Source organism: Dechloromonas denitrificans (genome assembly GCF_020510685.1).
GTDB lineage: Bacteria > Pseudomonadota > Gammaproteobacteria > Burkholderiales > Rhodocyclaceae > Azonexus > Azonexus denitrificans_A.
This window is the reverse complement of sequence record NZ_CP075185.1, coordinates 3638115-3653523: the sequence shown is the minus strand read 5'-3', so window position 1 is coordinate 3653523 and position 15409 is coordinate 3638115. Positions and strand designations below refer to the sequence as shown.

General features: G+C 61.6%; 13 protein-coding genes. 2 read left to right on the top strand and 11 right to left on the bottom strand.

All coding sequences use genetic code 11. The features are described from left to right. Positions 1–141: 141 nt before the first annotated feature. A complete protein-coding gene (locus tag KI611_RS17470; protein WP_226416926.1) occupies positions 142–1800 on the top strand; it encodes a fatty acid--CoA ligase in 1659 nt (552 codons plus the stop codon). Positions 1801–1857: 57 nt separating this feature from the next. On the opposite strand, the gene KI611_RS17465 is transcribed toward KI611_RS17470, so the two are convergent. The 7 genes from KI611_RS17465 to KI611_RS17435 are packed head-to-tail and all read right to left on the bottom strand — an operon-like array spanning position 1858 to position 8555. After that, positions 1858–2475, bottom strand: a complete 618-nt coding sequence (locus tag KI611_RS17465; protein ID WP_226416925.1) for a DUF2238 domain-containing protein — start codon at positions 2473–2475, stop codon at positions 1858–1860. A 1-nt stretch (position 2476) separates the two neighbouring features. Further along, the gene (recQ, locus tag KI611_RS17460; RefSeq protein ID WP_226416924.1) at positions 2477–4291 is read right to left on the bottom strand and encodes a DNA helicase RecQ; all 1815 of its coding nucleotides are present in this window, start codon (positions 4289–4291) and stop codon (positions 2477–2479) included. Between the two features lie 19 nt (positions 4292–4310). Next, entirely contained in the window at positions 4311–5048 is a 738-nt protein-coding gene (locus KI611_RS17455; RefSeq protein ID WP_226416923.1) for a UDP-2,3-diacylglucosamine diphosphatase, read from the bottom strand. Then, the gene (locus tag KI611_RS17450) at positions 5045–5536 is read right to left on the bottom strand and encodes a peptidylprolyl isomerase (RefSeq protein ID WP_226416922.1); all 492 of its coding nucleotides are present in this window, start codon (positions 5534–5536) and stop codon (positions 5045–5047) included. Before KI611_RS17450 ends, KI611_RS17455 begins: the two co-directional genes overlap by 4 nt. Positions 5537–5545: 9 nt before the next feature. Continuing rightward, positions 5546–6118 carry a peptidylprolyl isomerase gene (locus KI611_RS17445; protein WP_226416921.1) on the bottom strand — a complete coding sequence of 191 codons (573 nt, stop codon included), beginning with the start codon at positions 6116–6118 and terminating at the stop codon, positions 5546–5548. After that, a complete protein-coding gene (locus KI611_RS17440; RefSeq protein WP_226416920.1) occupies positions 6118–7434 on the bottom strand; it encodes a L,D-transpeptidase family protein in 1317 nt (438 codons plus the stop codon). Before KI611_RS17440 ends, KI611_RS17445 begins: the two co-directional genes overlap by 1 nt. Further along, positions 7434–8555, bottom strand: a complete 1122-nt coding sequence (locus tag KI611_RS17435) for a tetratricopeptide repeat protein (protein ID WP_226416919.1) — start codon at positions 8553–8555, stop codon at positions 7434–7436. Before KI611_RS17435 ends, KI611_RS17440 begins: the two co-directional genes overlap by 1 nt. 105 nt (positions 8556–8660) lie before the next feature. Between KI611_RS17435 and cysS the strand changes: the two genes are divergently transcribed. Next, the gene (gene cysS / locus KI611_RS17430; RefSeq protein WP_226416918.1) at positions 8661–10031 is read left to right on the top strand and encodes a cysteine--tRNA ligase; all 1371 of its coding nucleotides are present in this window, start codon (positions 8661–8663) and stop codon (positions 10029–10031) included. 77 nt (positions 10032–10108) lie between these two features. On the opposite strand, the gene KI611_RS17425 is transcribed toward cysS, so the two are convergent. The 4 genes from KI611_RS17425 to grpE form a co-directional block, all read right to left on the bottom strand. Beyond that, positions 10109–11254 (bottom strand): ABC transporter substrate-binding protein, encoded by a 1146-nt coding sequence (locus KI611_RS17425; RefSeq protein WP_226416917.1) that lies wholly within the window; start codon positions 11252–11254, stop codon positions 10109–10111. Between the two features lie 235 nt (positions 11255–11489). Next, positions 11490–12626 (bottom strand): molecular chaperone DnaJ, encoded by a 1137-nt coding sequence (dnaJ, locus tag KI611_RS17420; RefSeq protein WP_226416916.1) that lies wholly within the window; start codon positions 12624–12626, stop codon positions 11490–11492. 81 nt (positions 12627–12707) lie between these two features. Next, positions 12708–14645, bottom strand: coding sequence for a molecular chaperone DnaK (gene dnaK / locus KI611_RS17415; RefSeq protein ID WP_226416915.1), 1938 nt, complete (start codon positions 14643–14645; stop codon positions 12708–12710). Positions 14646–14712: 67 nt separating this feature from the next. Next, the gene (grpE, locus tag KI611_RS17410; RefSeq protein ID WP_226416914.1) at positions 14713–15270 is read right to left on the bottom strand and encodes a nucleotide exchange factor GrpE; all 558 of its coding nucleotides are present in this window, start codon (positions 15268–15270) and stop codon (positions 14713–14715) included. Positions 15271–15409: the final 139 nt, after the last annotated feature.

The window sequence follows — 15409 nt, the reverse complement described above, 5'->3', positions numbered from 1 at the left end:
GCACCGGCGACGCTGTATCCCGATTGAAACAGTGCCGGCCACAAGAGTCTGTCTGTCGGCGCACTTAGAGGTCAGGCGACGAGTAAAATCCCCAAGGGCGGTCGTTACGCCAAAAAATAACATTCGTTCAGGGAGAGAAACATGCCGGTCAAACTCGTTCAGTCCACCGCTTCGGCTTACCAGTACCCATTGCTCATCAAGCAATTGCTGTTGACGCCGCTGGTCATCGCGCCGGAGCAGGAGATTACCTATCAGGGCAAGCTGCGCTACAACTACCGAACGCTGAACGAACGCATCGGCCGGCTGGCCAACGGTTTGCAGCAGCTTGGCGTGGCCGCCGGGCAGACGGTGGCGATGATGGATTGGGACAGCCATCGGTACCTGGAGTGTTTCTTTGCCGTGCCGATGATGGGGGCGGTCCTGCAGACGGTGAACGTGCGTCTTAGCCCGGAGCAGATTCTCTATACGCTGAATCACGCCGGGGCCGATGTGCTGCTGGTCAACAGCGAGTTTTTCCCGGTGCTGGCCCAGATCGCGCCGCAGCTGGAGACGGTGAAGACTTTCGTGCTTTTCTCCGACGAGCCGGCGATGCCGGCAGCGCCGGTGCGCATGGCGGCCGAGTACGAAAGCATGCTGGCTGCGGCTTCCAGCGACTACGACTTCCCGGATTTCGACGAAAACGCCCAGGCGACGACCTTCTACACGACGGGCACGACGGGCAATCCGAAAGGCGTCTATTTCAGCCATCGCCAGCTCGTCCTGCACACCCTGGGCTGTGCCGCCGCGATGGGCGGCGCCAACCGGCAGGGGCATATTCATCGCGAAGACGTCTATATGCCGATGACGCCGATGTTCCACGTGCATGCCTGGGGCTTTCCCTATTTGGCGACGATGATGGGCATCAAGCAGGTTTATCCGGGTCGTTATCAGCCGGAGACGATCTGCCGCCTGATCAGCACGGAAGGGGTGAGTTTCTCGCATTGCGTGCCGACCATCCTGCACATGATCCTCAGCCATCCACACGCCAAGACCACCGATTTCAGCGGCTTGAAAATCCTCATCGGCGGCGCGGCGATGCCGGAAGCGATGGCCATTTCGGCCCAGAAGCTCGGCATGGATCTGTTTACCGGCTATGGCATGTCGGAAACCTGCCCGGTGCTGAGCATGGCCCACCTCGAAAGCGTCGATCTCAACCGTTCACTGGAAGAGCAGGCGGTGATTCGGGCGAAGACCGGCCGGCCGCTGCCCTTGGTCGATCTGCGCATCGTCGATCCGGAGATGGCCGATGTCGCCCACGACGGCAAGACGACCGGCGAAGTCGTGGTCCGTGCGCCATGGCTGAGCCAGGGCTATGTCGCCGCGCCGGAGGCTTCCGAAGCGCTGTGGGCGGGCGGCTATTTGCACACGGCGGATATCGGCAACATCAACCCGGCCGGCTACCTGAAGGTCACCGACCGTATCAAGGATGTCATCAAGACCGGCGGCGAATGGACTTCCTCGCTGCAACTGGAAGACATCATCGCCAAGCATGAGGCGGTGCATGAGGTCGCCGTGATCGGCGTACCCGACGACAAGTGGGGCGAGCGGCCGCTGGCGCTGGTCTTGCTCAAGCCGGAGTTCGTCGGCCAGATCACCGAGCACGCGCTGCGCAATTACGCCGCGCACGCCATCGAGACGGCCGGCATTTCACGCTACGGCGTGCTGTTGCAGGTGAGCTTCGTCAAAACCCTGGTCAAAACCAGCGTCGGCAAGATGAACAAGCGGCTGATGCGGGCCGATCCCGGCGCCCTCTGCATCTGATTCGAGTCGGCCGCGGCAGTCCCCTTGCGGGCTGTGGCGGCCGACCCGGCCCATGCCTTACGCAGAGCGCAGCCTGGACAGCTGGCGGTCGTGCCAGCCGGAGAGCAGCGCGATGGCCGTGCTCGAGCCGATCAGCGCCATGAACATGTCGGATTGCGTATCCCAGACATCGCCCTGGGTACCGAGGAATTCGTCGGCGCCCTGGCCCATCCACAGCGCGGCGGCCCATTCGATCAGCTCGTAGCTGGCGCTGATCGCCAGCGCGATGCAGATGCACAGGAAGCCGGCCATCCGGCGGCCATTGACATAGGCGCCGCGCAGCAGGATTTCGCGGGCCACCAGCGCCGGCACGAAGCCCTGCAGCAAATGGCCGAGCTTGTCGTAGGGATTGCGCACGGTACCGAGCAGGTCCTGCAGCCAGAAACCGAACGGGACGCGGGCATAGGTGTAGGCGCCGCCGCCGATCAGGACCAGGGCGTGTACGGCGATCAGCAGATAAAGCAGGGTGGTCAGCGGATAGCTTTTGCGGGTGACCAGCAGCAGCGGCAGGGCGATCAGCACCGGCGCCACTTCCATGAGCCAGGTCAGGCGCTCGTAGGGCGCGATGCCGGAGACGATCAGGGCGGCGCTGACGATGGCCACCAGCATGGCTTTGAGGATATTGCCGTTGTCCATCTCAGCCCTCGTTGCGGATCAGGTTAAGCAGTTCTTCGCCATAGTGCTCGATCTTGGCGCTGCCCATGCCGGTGATGCCGGCCAGCAGGCCATGGCTGACCGGACGGACTTCGGCCAGTTCGCGCAAGGTCTTGTCGTGCAGGATGACGTAGGCCGGTACGCCTTGTTCCCTGGCGGTATCGCTGCGCCATTGGCGCAAGGTCTGGAACAGTGCTTCGTCGGCCGCCGACAGGTCGCTGTGCACAACTGTGCTGCTGCGCGACGGGCTGCTGCTCTTGCGTTTGACCGGCCGGCGCAGTTCGACGCGCTGGCCGCCCTTCAACACCAGGCGGGCGGCGTCGGTCAGTTGCAGGGCGCCGTGCTCGGCCATGTCGACATGGACCAGGCCGGCCGCTGCCAACTGGCGGAAGACGCTTTTCCAGGCATGCTCGTCGAGATCGGCGCCGACGCCGAAGGTCGGCAGCTGATCGTGGTTCCACTGCTTGATCTTGTCGGTCGCTTTGCCGCGCAGGATGTCGGTCAGATGGCTGACGCCGAAACGCATGCCGGTGCGGAAGATGGCCGACAGCGCCTTCTGGGCGGCCAGTGTGCCATCCCACAGTTCCGGCGGGTCCTGGCAGACGTCGCAGTTGTGGCAGGGCGCGCGTTCTTCGCCGAAATAGTTGAGCAGGACCTGGCGCCGGCAGCGGGGGGCTTCGCAATAGGCGAGCAGCGAGGTCAGGCGTTGCGACTCAAGGATTTTCTGGCCCTCGCCGGCGCCCGATTCGGCGATGCGCGAGTGTTGCAGCGCGACGTCCTGCATGCCGTAGGTCATCCAGGCTTCGGCCGGCTCGCCGTCGCGACCGGCCCGGCCGGTTTCCTGGTAATAGGCCTCGATGCTCTTCGGCAGATCGAGGTGGGCGACGAAGCGGACATCCGGCTTGTCGATGCCCATGCCGAAGGCGATGGTGGCGCACATCACCAGCCCTTCTTCGCGCAGGAAGCGGCGCTGGTTGGCGGCCCGCGTCGCGACCGGCAGCCCGGCGTGGTAGGGCAGGGCCGAGTAGCCCTGGGCCGACAACCATTCGGCGGTTTCCTCGACCTTCTTGCGCGACAGGCAATAGACGATGCCGGCCTGGCCTTTGCGGCCGGCCAGGAAAGCGAGCAATTGTTTCTTCGCATTGTCCTTCTCGACCACGGTGTAGCGGATATTCGGGCGGTCGAAACTGGACAGGAAGACGCGCGCTTCGCCGAGGCCGAGGCGGATCAGGATTTCGCTGCGCGTTGCCTGGTCGGCGGTGGCGGTCAGCGCAATGCGCGGCACGTTCGGGTAGCGTTCGTGCAGGGCGGAAAGCTGCAGGTATTCCGGGCGGAAATCGTGGCCCCATTGCGAGACGCAGTGCGCCTCGTCGATGGCAAACAGGGCCAGTTTGCCGGCTTCGTCTAGGGCGTCGAGCATCGACAGCGTGCGGTCGAGCAGCAGGCGTTCGGGGGCGATATAGACGAGGTCGAGATTGCCACTGAAAATGGCCTGCTCGACGGCCTGCGCCTCCCGCCAGTCGAGCGTCGAATTGAGGCAGGCGGCCTTGACGCCGAGCTGGGTCAGCGCATCGACCTGGTCCTGCATCAGCGCGATCAGCGGCGAGACGACGACGGCGCAGCCCGGGCGGAGCAGGGCGGGAATCTGGTAGCACAGGCTTTTGCCGCCACCGGTCGGCATCAGCACCAGTGCATCGCCGCCGCCGCCGATATGGTCGATGATCTCGGCCTGGGCGCCTCGGAAGGCGGGGTAGCCGAAAACGTCGCGCAGGATCTGCAGTGCGGACGACTGGCTCATGGTTGCGGTCGCCACCGGATTACGACCGTTTTTCCGGCAGGATGGCTTCGCGGCGCAGGGCCTCGCCATCCCAGACCAGGCATTCGCCGCGCTCTTCATGCCAGTCGGCGAGTACCCAGCGTTCGACATGAATGCCGTCGACGATATGGTCGTGCATCGCCGGTTGATGGGTGTGGCCGTGAATGAAGGTGGCGTAGCCGTGTTCGCGCAGGAAATCGTCGGTCGCCGCCGGCTGCAAATCGGTGTACGGATTGGCCTTGTCGCGCTGGCTCGATTCGCTGATTTCGCGCATCTGGGCGGCGATGATCCGGCGCTCGGCGAGCGGCTTGGCGAGCAGCGCTGCCTGCCATTCCAGATTGCGCGCCTGGGCGCGGAAGGCCATGTAGGCGGTATCGTCGAGGCAGAGGGCGTCGCCGTGCGAGAGCACGAACTGCCATTCGGCCGTCGACAGGATGTACGGGTCGTTCACCAGCTTGACGCCGCTCGCTGCGGCAAAGCCGGCGCCGAGCAGGAAGTCGCGATTGCCGTGCATGGCGCTGATTTTCAGGCCGCTTTCAGCGGCCGCCCGCAAGCCGGCGACGATCTCGGCATTGAACGGATCGGCCAGGTCGTCATCGCCGATCCAGGCCTCGAACAGGTCGCCGAGAATGTACAGCTCGGTCGCCTGGCGGGCACGCCCGGCAAGAAACTGGCGGAACAAACAAGTCGCCCCGGGTGACCGGGGCGACAGGTGCAGATCGGAAATGAAGAGGATCAAACGATTTCGGCTTTTTCGATGATCACGTCTTCGGCCGGCACGTCCTGATGGAAGCCCTTGTTGCCGGTCTTCACGGCGCGGATCTTGTCGACCACGTCGAGGCCTTCGACGACTTCGCCGAACACGCAGTAACCCCAGCCTTGGCCGGACGGCGACTTGAAGTCGAGGAAATCGTTATCGACGGTATTGATGAAGAACTGGGCGGTCGCCGAGTGCGGATCGTTGGTGCGCGCCATGGCAATGGTTCCACGCTTGTTCTTCAGGCCGTTGGCGGCTTCGTTCTCGATCGGTTCGTTGCATGGCTTCTGGTTCATGCCCGGCTCCATGCCGCCGCCCTGAATCATGAAATTCTTGATGACGCGGTGGAAAACCGTGTTGTCGTAGTGGCCGGCCTCGACGTAGGCGAGGAAGTTGGCGACCGTCTTCGGCGCCTTCTCGGCATTCAGTTCGAGGGTGATGACACCGTGGTTGGTGGTGAGCTTGATCATTGGGTATCCTTATTTTTCCGAGATGATTTTGACGTTCTGGATGACGACTGGCGTCGTCGGTACGTCCTGGTAGTAGCCAGCGCTGCCGGTCGGCACCTTGGCGATCTTGTCGACGACGTCCATGCCCTGGGTCACCTTGCCGAACACGGTGTAACCCCAGCCGCGCGGGTCGGCCGTGGTGCGGTGATTGAGGGCGTCGTTGTCCTTCAGGTTGATGAAGAACTGGACGCGGGCTGAATGCGGGTCCTGGGTGCGGGCCATCGCGATGCTGCCACGTTCGTTAGGCAGGCCGTTCGGGCTTTCGTTCGGCAGCGCCGGGGTGATCACTTTCTTTTCTTCCATGGCGCGGTTAAAGCCGCCGCCCTGGATCATGAAGCCGTTGATCACGCGGTGGAAAATGGTCGCTTCGTAAAAGCCGTGCTTGGCATTGTAGAGGAACATCTCGACTGTCTTCGGCGCCTTCTCCGGATACAGTTCAAGCGTGATCTTGCCCAGCGAGGTGGTCATTTCCAGCGTCGGCGTCGCCCACACGGCGAGGGAGGCCAGCAGGCCGGCGGCCAGGGCGGAGATCTTTTTCAGCATCAGGCAGTTCCTTCGTAAATGATTTTCCACTTGCCGTTTTCGCGCAGCCAGTACTGGCGCTTCTTCATCTGGTTGTTCAGGTTGTTGCTGCGGTAATCCTGATCGAAGGTGACGACGACGACTTCTTCCTTGCCCGGATTGCGGAACACCGAGAGGTTGTCGGTCTTGATCTTGATCCACTCCTTGCTGGCGTTGACCTGCTTCTTCTGCGCCGCGAACTGGTCATAATCCTGATCGCCGGACTTGAAGCGCTTCGAGTAATGGCGCATGTAGCGTTCGCTGTCGCGACTTTCCCAGTCGCTACGCCAGCTGTTGATAGTCTTGTTCAATTCGTCGCGTTCGCGGGCCCAGTCGTCGAGCGACAACCATTCGACGGAGTTGCTGATGATCACCGGAGTCAGGCCGACCTGCAGGTTCTTGGCGATCGCATCGAGATCCTGGTTGGTCAGTACGACGCAGCCATCCGAGGCGCGCGGCGGGCGGGCAAAGGTGTTGGACGGCGTGCCGTGCAGCCAGATGCCGCTGCCTTTGCGGCCCTGCTGCTTGTCCAGTTCGTTCGGGTAATTGATCGGGAAGGCGCCGCTGCCGTACAGGTCCGCCAGTTTTTGCCGGGGCAGGTTGGCGGTGACGTGGTAAACGCCAACCGGGGTCTTCTTGTCGCCTTCGGCCAGTTTCTCGGCGCCCAGCTTGCCGTGGGTGACGTAGTAATCGGCAACGAAGCGCGGCCGGCCGCCATGGGCCTTGTCGTTTTCATAGAGATACAGGCGGGAGCGTTTGGTGTCGACGACGATGGCGTAACGCTGATCCGGTTGCATCTGCAACAGGTAGCGCGGCACGAAGTTGGCCTCCGGCTTTTCACGATAGCCCTTGAGGCGGACGATGGCCTCGGCGCGCAGGTCGGCGACCTTGTCGGCCGGGGCGCCGTTCAGGGCGCCAAAGGTCTGGATCTGCTGCGTCCTGGCGAGCAGCAGATCACCCTTGATCAGATTGGCGAGCCGGTAGTTCGGGTGTTGCCGGAGCAATGCCTCGGTCTGTTGCAGTGCATTGCTCAGATGATTGGCCTCGATTTCCTTGAAAATCGAGGTCAGCTGAGCCTCCGGGCCGGAGTCGGAAACGGTTGCCGGCGACAGCCCGTGCGGGGCGGCCGCTGACCGGCGGGCCGGCGCAGCGGCGTCCGATGCTTCGGCCGGGAACCCGGATTCCACGGACTCCAGCGGCAAGGTCGTTGCCGGATCAGGTGCCGCGAGGCGGTAAATCAGGGCGCCGCCGGACAGGCAGCCGACCAGCCCGAGAATGACAAATTTGCGGCTCAACATCAGCGCGCGTTTTCTTCCTTGATCAGCCACTTGCTACCCGAGCGGACGAGAATCAATGTCTTGCTGGCCGAGCTGCTCAAACTGCCTGCCTTGTAGCTCTGGCGAAACTTCACCGTGGCCTTGTCGCCATTGACCGAAATCTGCGGGTTATCGACGCTGACCGAAATCTTGCCCGACTTGCCGGCGATGCGGTCTTCGCGCTCGGCTTCCCAAGCCTTGCGGGACATTCCCTTGGGCGTGTTGAAGTCGCTGGCGTAAGCGCCGAGGTAGGCCTTCATGTCCTTGCGCGACCAGGCGCTGGCCCAGGCGTTGATGGCCTTGGCGATATCGTCGCTGGCAGGGTCGGCCTTGCTTGGCGCCGGGGCCGGCGGCGGATTGGCGGCGACGGCCGGAGCCGGTTTGGCTTCGACCGGCTTGGCCGGGGTGTTGTTGGCGGCGGCGCCCGGCGTCGCGGTGACGACACTGGCGGTCGGCGCGGAGGCGGGGGGGGCGACCGGGGCGGGTTTGGCGGCGACCGGAGCGGCAGCGACCGGAGCGGCAGCGACCGGGGCCGGCACTGGCGGTTTGACGTTGCCCTTGCCGGAAGTGGTGATCAGGTCGCGAATCAGCGCCAGCTTGTTCTGGGTGGCGGGATTCGAGTTGTCCAGTTGCAGGGCCTTGTCGTAGGCCTGGCTGGCCAGCTTGGCATAGACGTCGCCGAGGTTTTCGTAGGCGATGGCGTAGGAAGGGTGAGTCCTTATGGCCATTTCGAGTGCCGTGCGCGCCTTGTCGTATTGCTTCTGCTGGGCGTAAAGCACGGCCAGGTTGTTATAGGGCTCGGGCAGTTCCGGGTAGTCTTCCGACAGCTTGGTGAAAATGTTGATCGCCTCGGCCGGCTTGTTCATCTCGGTGTAAATCAGGCCTTTCAGGAAGCGGCCCTGGGCGTCCTTGGGGCGGCTGCTCAGGTAGGCGTCGACCTTTTCGAGGGCTTGCGGATACTGACCCTGCTTGATCAGTCGCTGAACTTCCGGCAGGTTGTCGGCAAAAACGGGCGCGGCGAAGCCGATCGCCAGGCCGATAGCCAGTGCACGCAGCGTCTTGAGCTGCTGGAAACGGGGCTTGGGCAGGGATTTGGTGGTCATCGCTATGCTATAATTTTCAAGGTTATACAATCTTCCGATTCTACCAAAAACGCCGATGTTTCCATAGGTTTAAGCGCTCCGGCGGCGCCACGAATTCATCCCGGCATGCTAAAAATCCACAATTCCCTGAAGCGCGAAAAGCAGGTTTTCGTCCCTATTGAACCGAACAAGGTTCGCATGTATGTCTGCGGCATGACGGTCTATGACTACTGTCACCTCGGTCATGCCCGAGTGATGGTTGTTTTCGACCTGGTTTACCGCTGGCTGAAGGCCTCCGGTTACGACGTCACGTATGTTCGGAACATTACCGATATCGACGACAAGATCATCAAACGGGCGGCAGAAAACGGCGAGACGATCCAGCAGCTGACCAATCGTTTCATCGCTTTCATGCATGAAGATGCCGATGCGCTGGGCGTGCAGCGCCCGGACTTCGAGCCGCGGGCGACCGAGTTCGTGCCCGAAATGCTCGACCTGATCGGCAAGCTGGAAGCTGGCGGCCTGGCTTATCAGGCCTCCGATGGCGATGTGAATTACGCGGTGCGCAAGTTTGACGGTTACGGCAAGCTGTCCGGCAAGTCGCTCGACGACCTGCGGGCCGGCGAGCGGGTCGAGGTCGAGTCGGCCAAGCAGGATCCGCTCGATTTCGTGCTGTGGAAACATGCCAAGCCCGGTGAGCCGGCCTGGGAATCGCCGTGGGGCGAGGGCCGGCCGGGGTGGCATATCGAGTGTTCGGCGATGAGCTCGAAACTGCTCGGCGAACATTTCGACATCCATGGCGGCGGGCAGGATCTGCAGTTCCCGCACCATGAAAACGAAATTGCCCAGTCGGAAGGCGCGCATCACTGCACCTTCGTCAATTACTGGATGCACAACGGTTTCGTCCGCGTCGACAACGAGAAAATGTCGAAATCGCTCGGCAACTTCTTCACCATCCGCGAAGTGCTGGCCCGTTACGACGCCGAGGTGGTGCGCTTCTTCATTTTGCGCGCCCACTACCGCAGTCCGCTGAATTACTCGGATGCCCATCTCGATGACGCCAAACGCAGTCTGGACGGCCTCTATTTCGCCCTGCGCGATGTGCCGCCGGCGGCTGTCGAGATCGACTGGAGCCACGATTTCGCTGCCCGTTTTGCCGCTGCGCTGGACGAGGATTTCGATTCGCACGGGGCCGTTGCCGTGCTTTTTGAATTGGCAGGTGAAGTCAATCGTCAGCGCAGTGCCGAATTGTCCGGCTTGCTGAAGGCGCTGGGCGGCGTGATCGGTTTGCTGGAACGTGAGCCGATGGTTTATCTGCGCGGCGATGCGGCGGCCGGCGGACTGGACGAGGTGGCCATCGAGCAACTGATCGCCGAGCGGGCGGCAGCCAAGAAGGCGCGAAATTTTGCCGAGGCGGATCGCGTTCGCGACGTGCTGAAAGCTGCCGGCATCGCGCTGGATGACAGTGCCCAGGGCACCACCTGGCGGCGCGCCTGAAGGTCTGACGGTGAATGTAAAACGGCCCTGGAAAGGGCCGTTTTTACGTGTGAAGCGCTGCGTTTGCGAAGGCTGGACTACTTCAATATCTTGCCGCCCGGGCCGACGACGGTCAATTCAACAAAGCGCGAACCGACACGGCTGTTCGCCGAGTAGCCGATGCGGTAGCCGCCAAAGTCCACGCCGTTCATGCTTTCCAGCGATGTGACCAGTTTGTCGCGGCTCAGATCCTTGCCGGAGCGTTTCAGTCCTTCGACCAGGGTGCGGGCCATCAAGTAGCCTTCCATGCCGTAGTACGAATAATTGCCGGATTTGACGGACAGCTTCTGATAATCGCGGACAACCAGCGTCGCATCATTCCAGGGGTAGGGCACGACTTGGGAAATGCCGATGCCACGGGCTTCCGGCCCGAGTTCCTGAACCAGTTGTTCGGTGCCGACCGGTGACAGGGTCATTAACATCGGGTTCTGCCCGGCTTTTTTCATCCCTTTGACGAAGGCGGCTGTCGGTTTGTACAGCGTGACCATGATCACGGCCTGCGGGTTGGCCTTGGCGATGGCCTCTATTGCCTTGCCGACTTCGGTCGAGTTCCGTTCGACGGTGCCGACGGCGGATGGCGCCAGATTGTGTTTCTTGAGGGCTGTCGTGACGCCTTCCAGTCCGGATTTGCCGAAACCATCGTTCTGGTAGAAAACGGCAATGCTTTTCAGTCCCAGTGAAATCAGCTGATTGACGATGGCGTCGGTTTCATCGGCGTAGCTGGCGCGGACATTGAACATGTAGCGCGAATTCGGATTGGCGCTGATCGGTTCGCGCAGCGTCGAGGCGCCGGAAATGGTGCCGATCAGCGGAACGCCGGCCGGACCGAAGACGTTGTTCATTGCCTCGGTGGTCGGGCTGGAACCGTAATAGGCGAGCAAGGCAAAAGCGTTCTTGTCCTTGACCAGGGCCTTGGTGTTGGCGACCGTTTTCTCGGTTTCGTAGCCGTCATCCAGCGCCACCAGATCGAGCTTGCGGCCGTTGATGCCGCCCATCTTGTTGACCTGCGCAAAATAAGACTGGATGGTCTGGCGCATCTCGAGGCCGTAAGCGCCATTGGGGCCGGAGAACGGGGCGGACATGCCGATGGTGATGGTGGTGTCGGTGACGCCTGGTTCGTTCGCCCAACTAACGGCCGAAAAAACAATTGCGCCAACGCTGGCTAGCCACTTCAGGACTCGCATGTTCAGTCTCCCCCGTTCGTAATCCGTTGATTCTAGCAGTCGAAGCAGCATCCGGGGAACAGGAAAATCTCTTACTTTGGTAATGCTTTGGCCATTCTGCCGGCTAACACTTATCTGAATGAAATATCCCCTGCCGGGCAGGTTTTCTGCTGGGCAGGGGACAGGAACGATAGCGGGTTACGGGCACGCAGCCGCTAGTCCATAAGCATCCTGGACATGGTAACAAGATCAGGAGTCACTCGGCGAAAAAGTCCTTGACCTTGTCCATCCACGATTTGGCGCGAGGGTTGTGTTTGGCATCGTTGTCACGACTCGACTCTTCCAGCTCGCGCAGCAGTTCGCGCTGCCGTTCGGTCAGATTCACCGGTGTTTCAACCACGACATGGCACATCAGGTCGCCGTGCGTATGGCTGCGGACGCCCTTGATGCCTTTGCCGCGCAAGCGGAAGATCCGCCCGGACTGGGTTTCCGCCGGAATCTTGATACCGGCTGCACCATCCAGTGTCGGGATTTCGATTTCGCCACCGAGTGCTGCGGTGGTGAAGGAAATCGGCATTTCGCAATGCAGATCGTTGTGGTCGCGGGTGAATACGGTGTGCTGTTTGAGGTGAATCTGCACGTACAGGTCGCCCGGTGGGCCTCCGTTGACGCCGTGCTCACCTTCGCCGGCCAGCCGTATCCGATCGCCCTCATCAACCCCGGCCGGAATCTTGACGGCCAGTGTCTTGTGCTGCTTGATGCGCCCGGCGCCGCCGCAGCTCTTGCAGGGCTCGGGAATGTAGCGGCCGGTGCCATGGCACTTCGGGCAGGTCTGCTGGATCGAGAAGAAACCTTGTTGCAGGCGAACCTGACCGGAACCGCTGCAGGTCGGACAGGTTTTCGGCTGCGTGCCGGGTTTCGCCCCCGAACCATGACAGGGTTCGCAGACTTCCATGGTTGGAATCCGGATCTTGGTTTCCGTGCCGTGCGCGGCCTGTTCCAGCGAGATTTCCAGGTTGTAGCGAAGATCGGCGCCGCGGTAAATGTTCGAGCGTCCGCCGCCACCACCGCCGCCGCGCCCGCCGAAAATTTCGTCAAAGATGCCGCCGAAGGCATCGGCAAAACCCGCCCCGCCGCCGAAGCCGCCACCGCCCATGCCAGCCTGCGGATCGACACCGGCATGACCGTACTGGTCGTAGGCGGCGCGTTTCTGGCCGTCCGACAGAATTTCGTAAGCTTCCTTGACTTCCTTGAACTTTTCTTCGGCCCCTGGGGCGTCCGGGTTGCGGTCAGGGTGATGCTTCATGGCCAGCTTACGGTAGGCCTTCTTGATTTCTTCTTCACTGGCGTCGCGGTTGACGCCGAGAATTTCGTAAAAGTCGCGTTTTGACATGTTTCCTAGCCGTCAAGTGACAAAGGCGCCGAGCGCCGTCGGAGGTTTTCCGCGGACTCGGCGCCGAACTGTGGACTCAGATTATTTCTTGTCCTTGACCTCGGTGAACTCGGCATCAACCACATCGCCTTCGTCCTTGGGGGCCTGCTGCTGGGCGCCGCCTTCGGCGCCGGCACCGGCTGCCGCACCTTCAGCCTGTTGCTGGGCATACATCTTTTCACCCAGTTTCTGGGCGGCCTGGCTCAGGGCTTCGGTCTTGGCCACGATGGTTTCCTTGTCGCCTTCGCGGAGCACGTCCTCGACATCCTTGATGGCGGCTTCGATGGTGGCCTTTTCAGCCGCATCGAGCTTGTCGCCATATTCGGTCAGCGACTTCTTGACCATGTGCACCATGCCGTCGGCCTGGTTGCGGGCATCGGCCAGTTCGTGCACCTTCTTGTCGTCCTCGGCATGCAGCTCGGCATCCTTGACCATCGCCTGGATTTCGGCTTCGGACAGGCCGGAGTTGGCCTTGATGGTGATCTTGTTTTCCTTGCCGGTCGCCTTGTCCTTGGCGGTGACGTGCATGATGCCGTTGGCGTCGATGTCGAAGATCACTTCGATCTGCGGCGTGCCACGCGGGGCCGGCGGGATGCCTTCCAGATTGAACTGGCCGAGGCTCTTGTTGCCCGAAGCGACTTCGCGCTCGCCCTGCAGGACGTGGATGGTCACGGCGGACTGGCTGTCGTCGGCGGTCGAGAAGACTTGCGAAGCCTTGGTCGGGATCGTCGTGTTCTTCTGGATCAGCTTGGTCATGATGCCGCCCAGGGTTTCGATACCGAGCGACAGCGGGGTGACGTCGAGCAGCAGCACGTCCTTGACTTCGCCCTGCAGCACGCCGCCCTGGATGGCTGCGCCAACGGCAACGGCTTCGTCAGGGTTCACGTCCTTGCGCGGATCCTTGCCGAAGATTTCCTTGACCTTCTCCTGCACCTTGGGCATGCGGGATTGGCCGCCGACCAGGATGATGTCGTCGATGTCGCTGATCTTGCAGCCGGCGTCCTTCAGTGCCGTGACGCACGGAGCAATGGTGCGCTCGACCAGCTCGTCAACCAGCGATTCGAATTTGGCGCGGGTGATCTTCAGCGCCAGGTGCTTCGGACCGGAGGCATCGGCGGTGATGTAGGGCAGATTGATTTCGGTCTGCTGGCTCGAGGACAGCTCGATCTTGGCCTTTTCGGCAGCTTCCTTGAGGCGCTGCAGGGCCAGCACGTCAGACTTCAGGTTGACGCCGGATTCCTTCTTGAACTCGTCGATGATGTAGTCGATCAGGCGCTGGTCGAAGTCTTCGCCGCCGAGGAAGGTGTCGCCGTTGGTGGCCAGCACTTCGAACTGCTTTTCGCCATCAACGTCGGCGATTTCGATGATCGAGATGTCGAAGGTGCCGCCGCCGAGGTCATAGACGGCGATCTTGCGATCCTTGCCCGGGGCCTTGTCCATGCCGAAGGCAAGGGCGGCGGCGGTCGGTTCGTTGATGATGCGCTTGACTTCCAGACCGGCGATGCGGCCGGCGTCCTTGGTCGCCTGGCGCTGGCTGTCGTTGAAGTAGGCCGGCACGGTGATGACGGCTTCGGTGACTTCCTCGCCCAGATAATCTTCGGCGGTCTTCTTCATCTTGCGCAGCACTTCGGCGGAGACCTGCGGCGGGGCGATTTTCTTGTCGCGCACGGCCACCCAGGCGTCGCCGTTGTCGGCCTTGACGATCTTGTAGGGCATCAGCGAGATGTCCTTCTGGACTTCTTTTTCTTCGAAGCGGCGACCGATCAGACGCTTGACGGCGTACAGCGTGTTCATCGGGTTGGTCACGGCCTGGCGTTTGGCCGGGGCGCCGGAGAGGATTTCGCCATCTTCGGCGTAACCGATGACGGACGGCGTCGTACGGGCGCCTTCGGAGTTTTCGATAACCTTCGGCTGGCCGCCTTCCATGATGGCCACGCAGCTGTTGGTGGTGCCGAGGTCAATACCAATAATCTTGCCCATGTTCTATTCCTTTACTGAATACAAATGAATTTGTGATGTTCTGGAGTTGGGGGCGGCGCCCCTGATTTCAAGACTTCGGTTTGGCGACCATGACCAATGCCGGGCGCAGGGTGCGGTCGGCGATCAGGTAGCCCTTTTGCAGTACGGTGACGACGGTGTTGGCTTCCTGCTCGGAATCAACCATGCCGATTGCCTGATGTTTGTGCGGGTCGAACTTCTCGCCGGCCGGATTGACTTCGACCAGGGCGTTCTTTTCGAAGGCAGAGACCAGTTGCTTCAGGGTCAGCTCGACGCCGGACTTGAAGCTGTCAACGGTTTGCTCCTGGACTGCCAGCGCCGCTTCCAGGCTGTCCTTGACGGCCAGCAGTTCGCCGGCGAATTTCTCGACGGCAAATTTGTGGGCTTTTGAAATGTCGTCCTGGGCGCGGCGGCGGATGTTTTCGCCCTCGGCCTTGGCGCGCAGCCAGGCGTCATAGTGCTCGGCCGCCTTCAGTTCCAGCTGGCGAAATTGTTCTTCGACGCTGGGCAGGGTGTCGGTGTGTTCGGCGGCAGCCGGCTCAACGACGGTTTCGATGCTTGGTTCATTACCCAGGATGCTGTCCTGGGCGTTTTCGGGGTTGGACATGTGCATTCTCCAAAAAAGCTGTTGAAACAGATTGGGGTGCCGCGGCGTATTTCAAGAGCTTCGTTTAAAGATTCTTTGCTGTTTCGCAACTGCGCGTCGATGAGCTGCGTGCTACGATAAACTATCAAAATTAATAACT

Coding starts and splice junctions, on each gene's coding strand:
- KI611_RS17445 (WP_226416921.1), bottom strand. CDS start 6,118: ATGCTGAAAAAGATCTCCGCCCTGGCCGCCGGCCTGCTGGCCTCCCTC.
- KI611_RS17450 (WP_226416922.1), bottom strand. CDS start 5,536: ATGATCAAGCTCACCACCAACCACGGTGTCATCACCCTCGAACTGAAT.
- KI611_RS17470 (WP_226416926.1), top strand. CDS start 142: ATGCCGGTCAAACTCGTTCAGTCCACCGCTTCGGCTTACCAGTACCCA.
- KI611_RS17435 (WP_226416919.1), bottom strand. CDS start 8,555: ATGACCACCAAATCCCTGCCCAAGCCCCGTTTCCAGCAGCTCAAGACG.
- cysS (WP_226416918.1), top strand. CDS start 8,661: ATGCTAAAAATCCACAATTCCCTGAAGCGCGAAAAGCAGGTTTTCGTC.
- KI611_RS17425 (WP_226416917.1), bottom strand. CDS start 11,254: ATGCGAGTCCTGAAGTGGCTAGCCAGCGTTGGCGCAATTGTTTTTTCG.
- KI611_RS17465 (WP_226416925.1), bottom strand. CDS start 2,475: ATGGACAACGGCAATATCCTCAAAGCCATGCTGGTGGCCATCGTCAGC.
- dnaJ (WP_226416916.1), bottom strand. CDS start 12,626: ATGTCAAAACGCGACTTTTACGAAATTCTCGGCGTCAACCGCGACGCC.
- KI611_RS17440 (WP_226416920.1), bottom strand. CDS start 7,434: ATGTTGAGCCGCAAATTTGTCATTCTCGGGCTGGTCGGCTGCCTGTCC.
- recQ (WP_226416924.1), bottom strand. CDS start 4,291: ATGAGCCAGTCGTCCGCACTGCAGATCCTGCGCGACGTTTTCGGCTAC.
- grpE (WP_226416914.1), bottom strand. CDS start 15,270: ATGTCCAACCCCGAAAACGCCCAGGACAGCATCCTGGGTAATGAACCA.
- dnaK (WP_226416915.1), bottom strand. CDS start 14,645: ATGGGCAAGATTATTGGTATTGACCTCGGCACCACCAACAGCTGCGTG.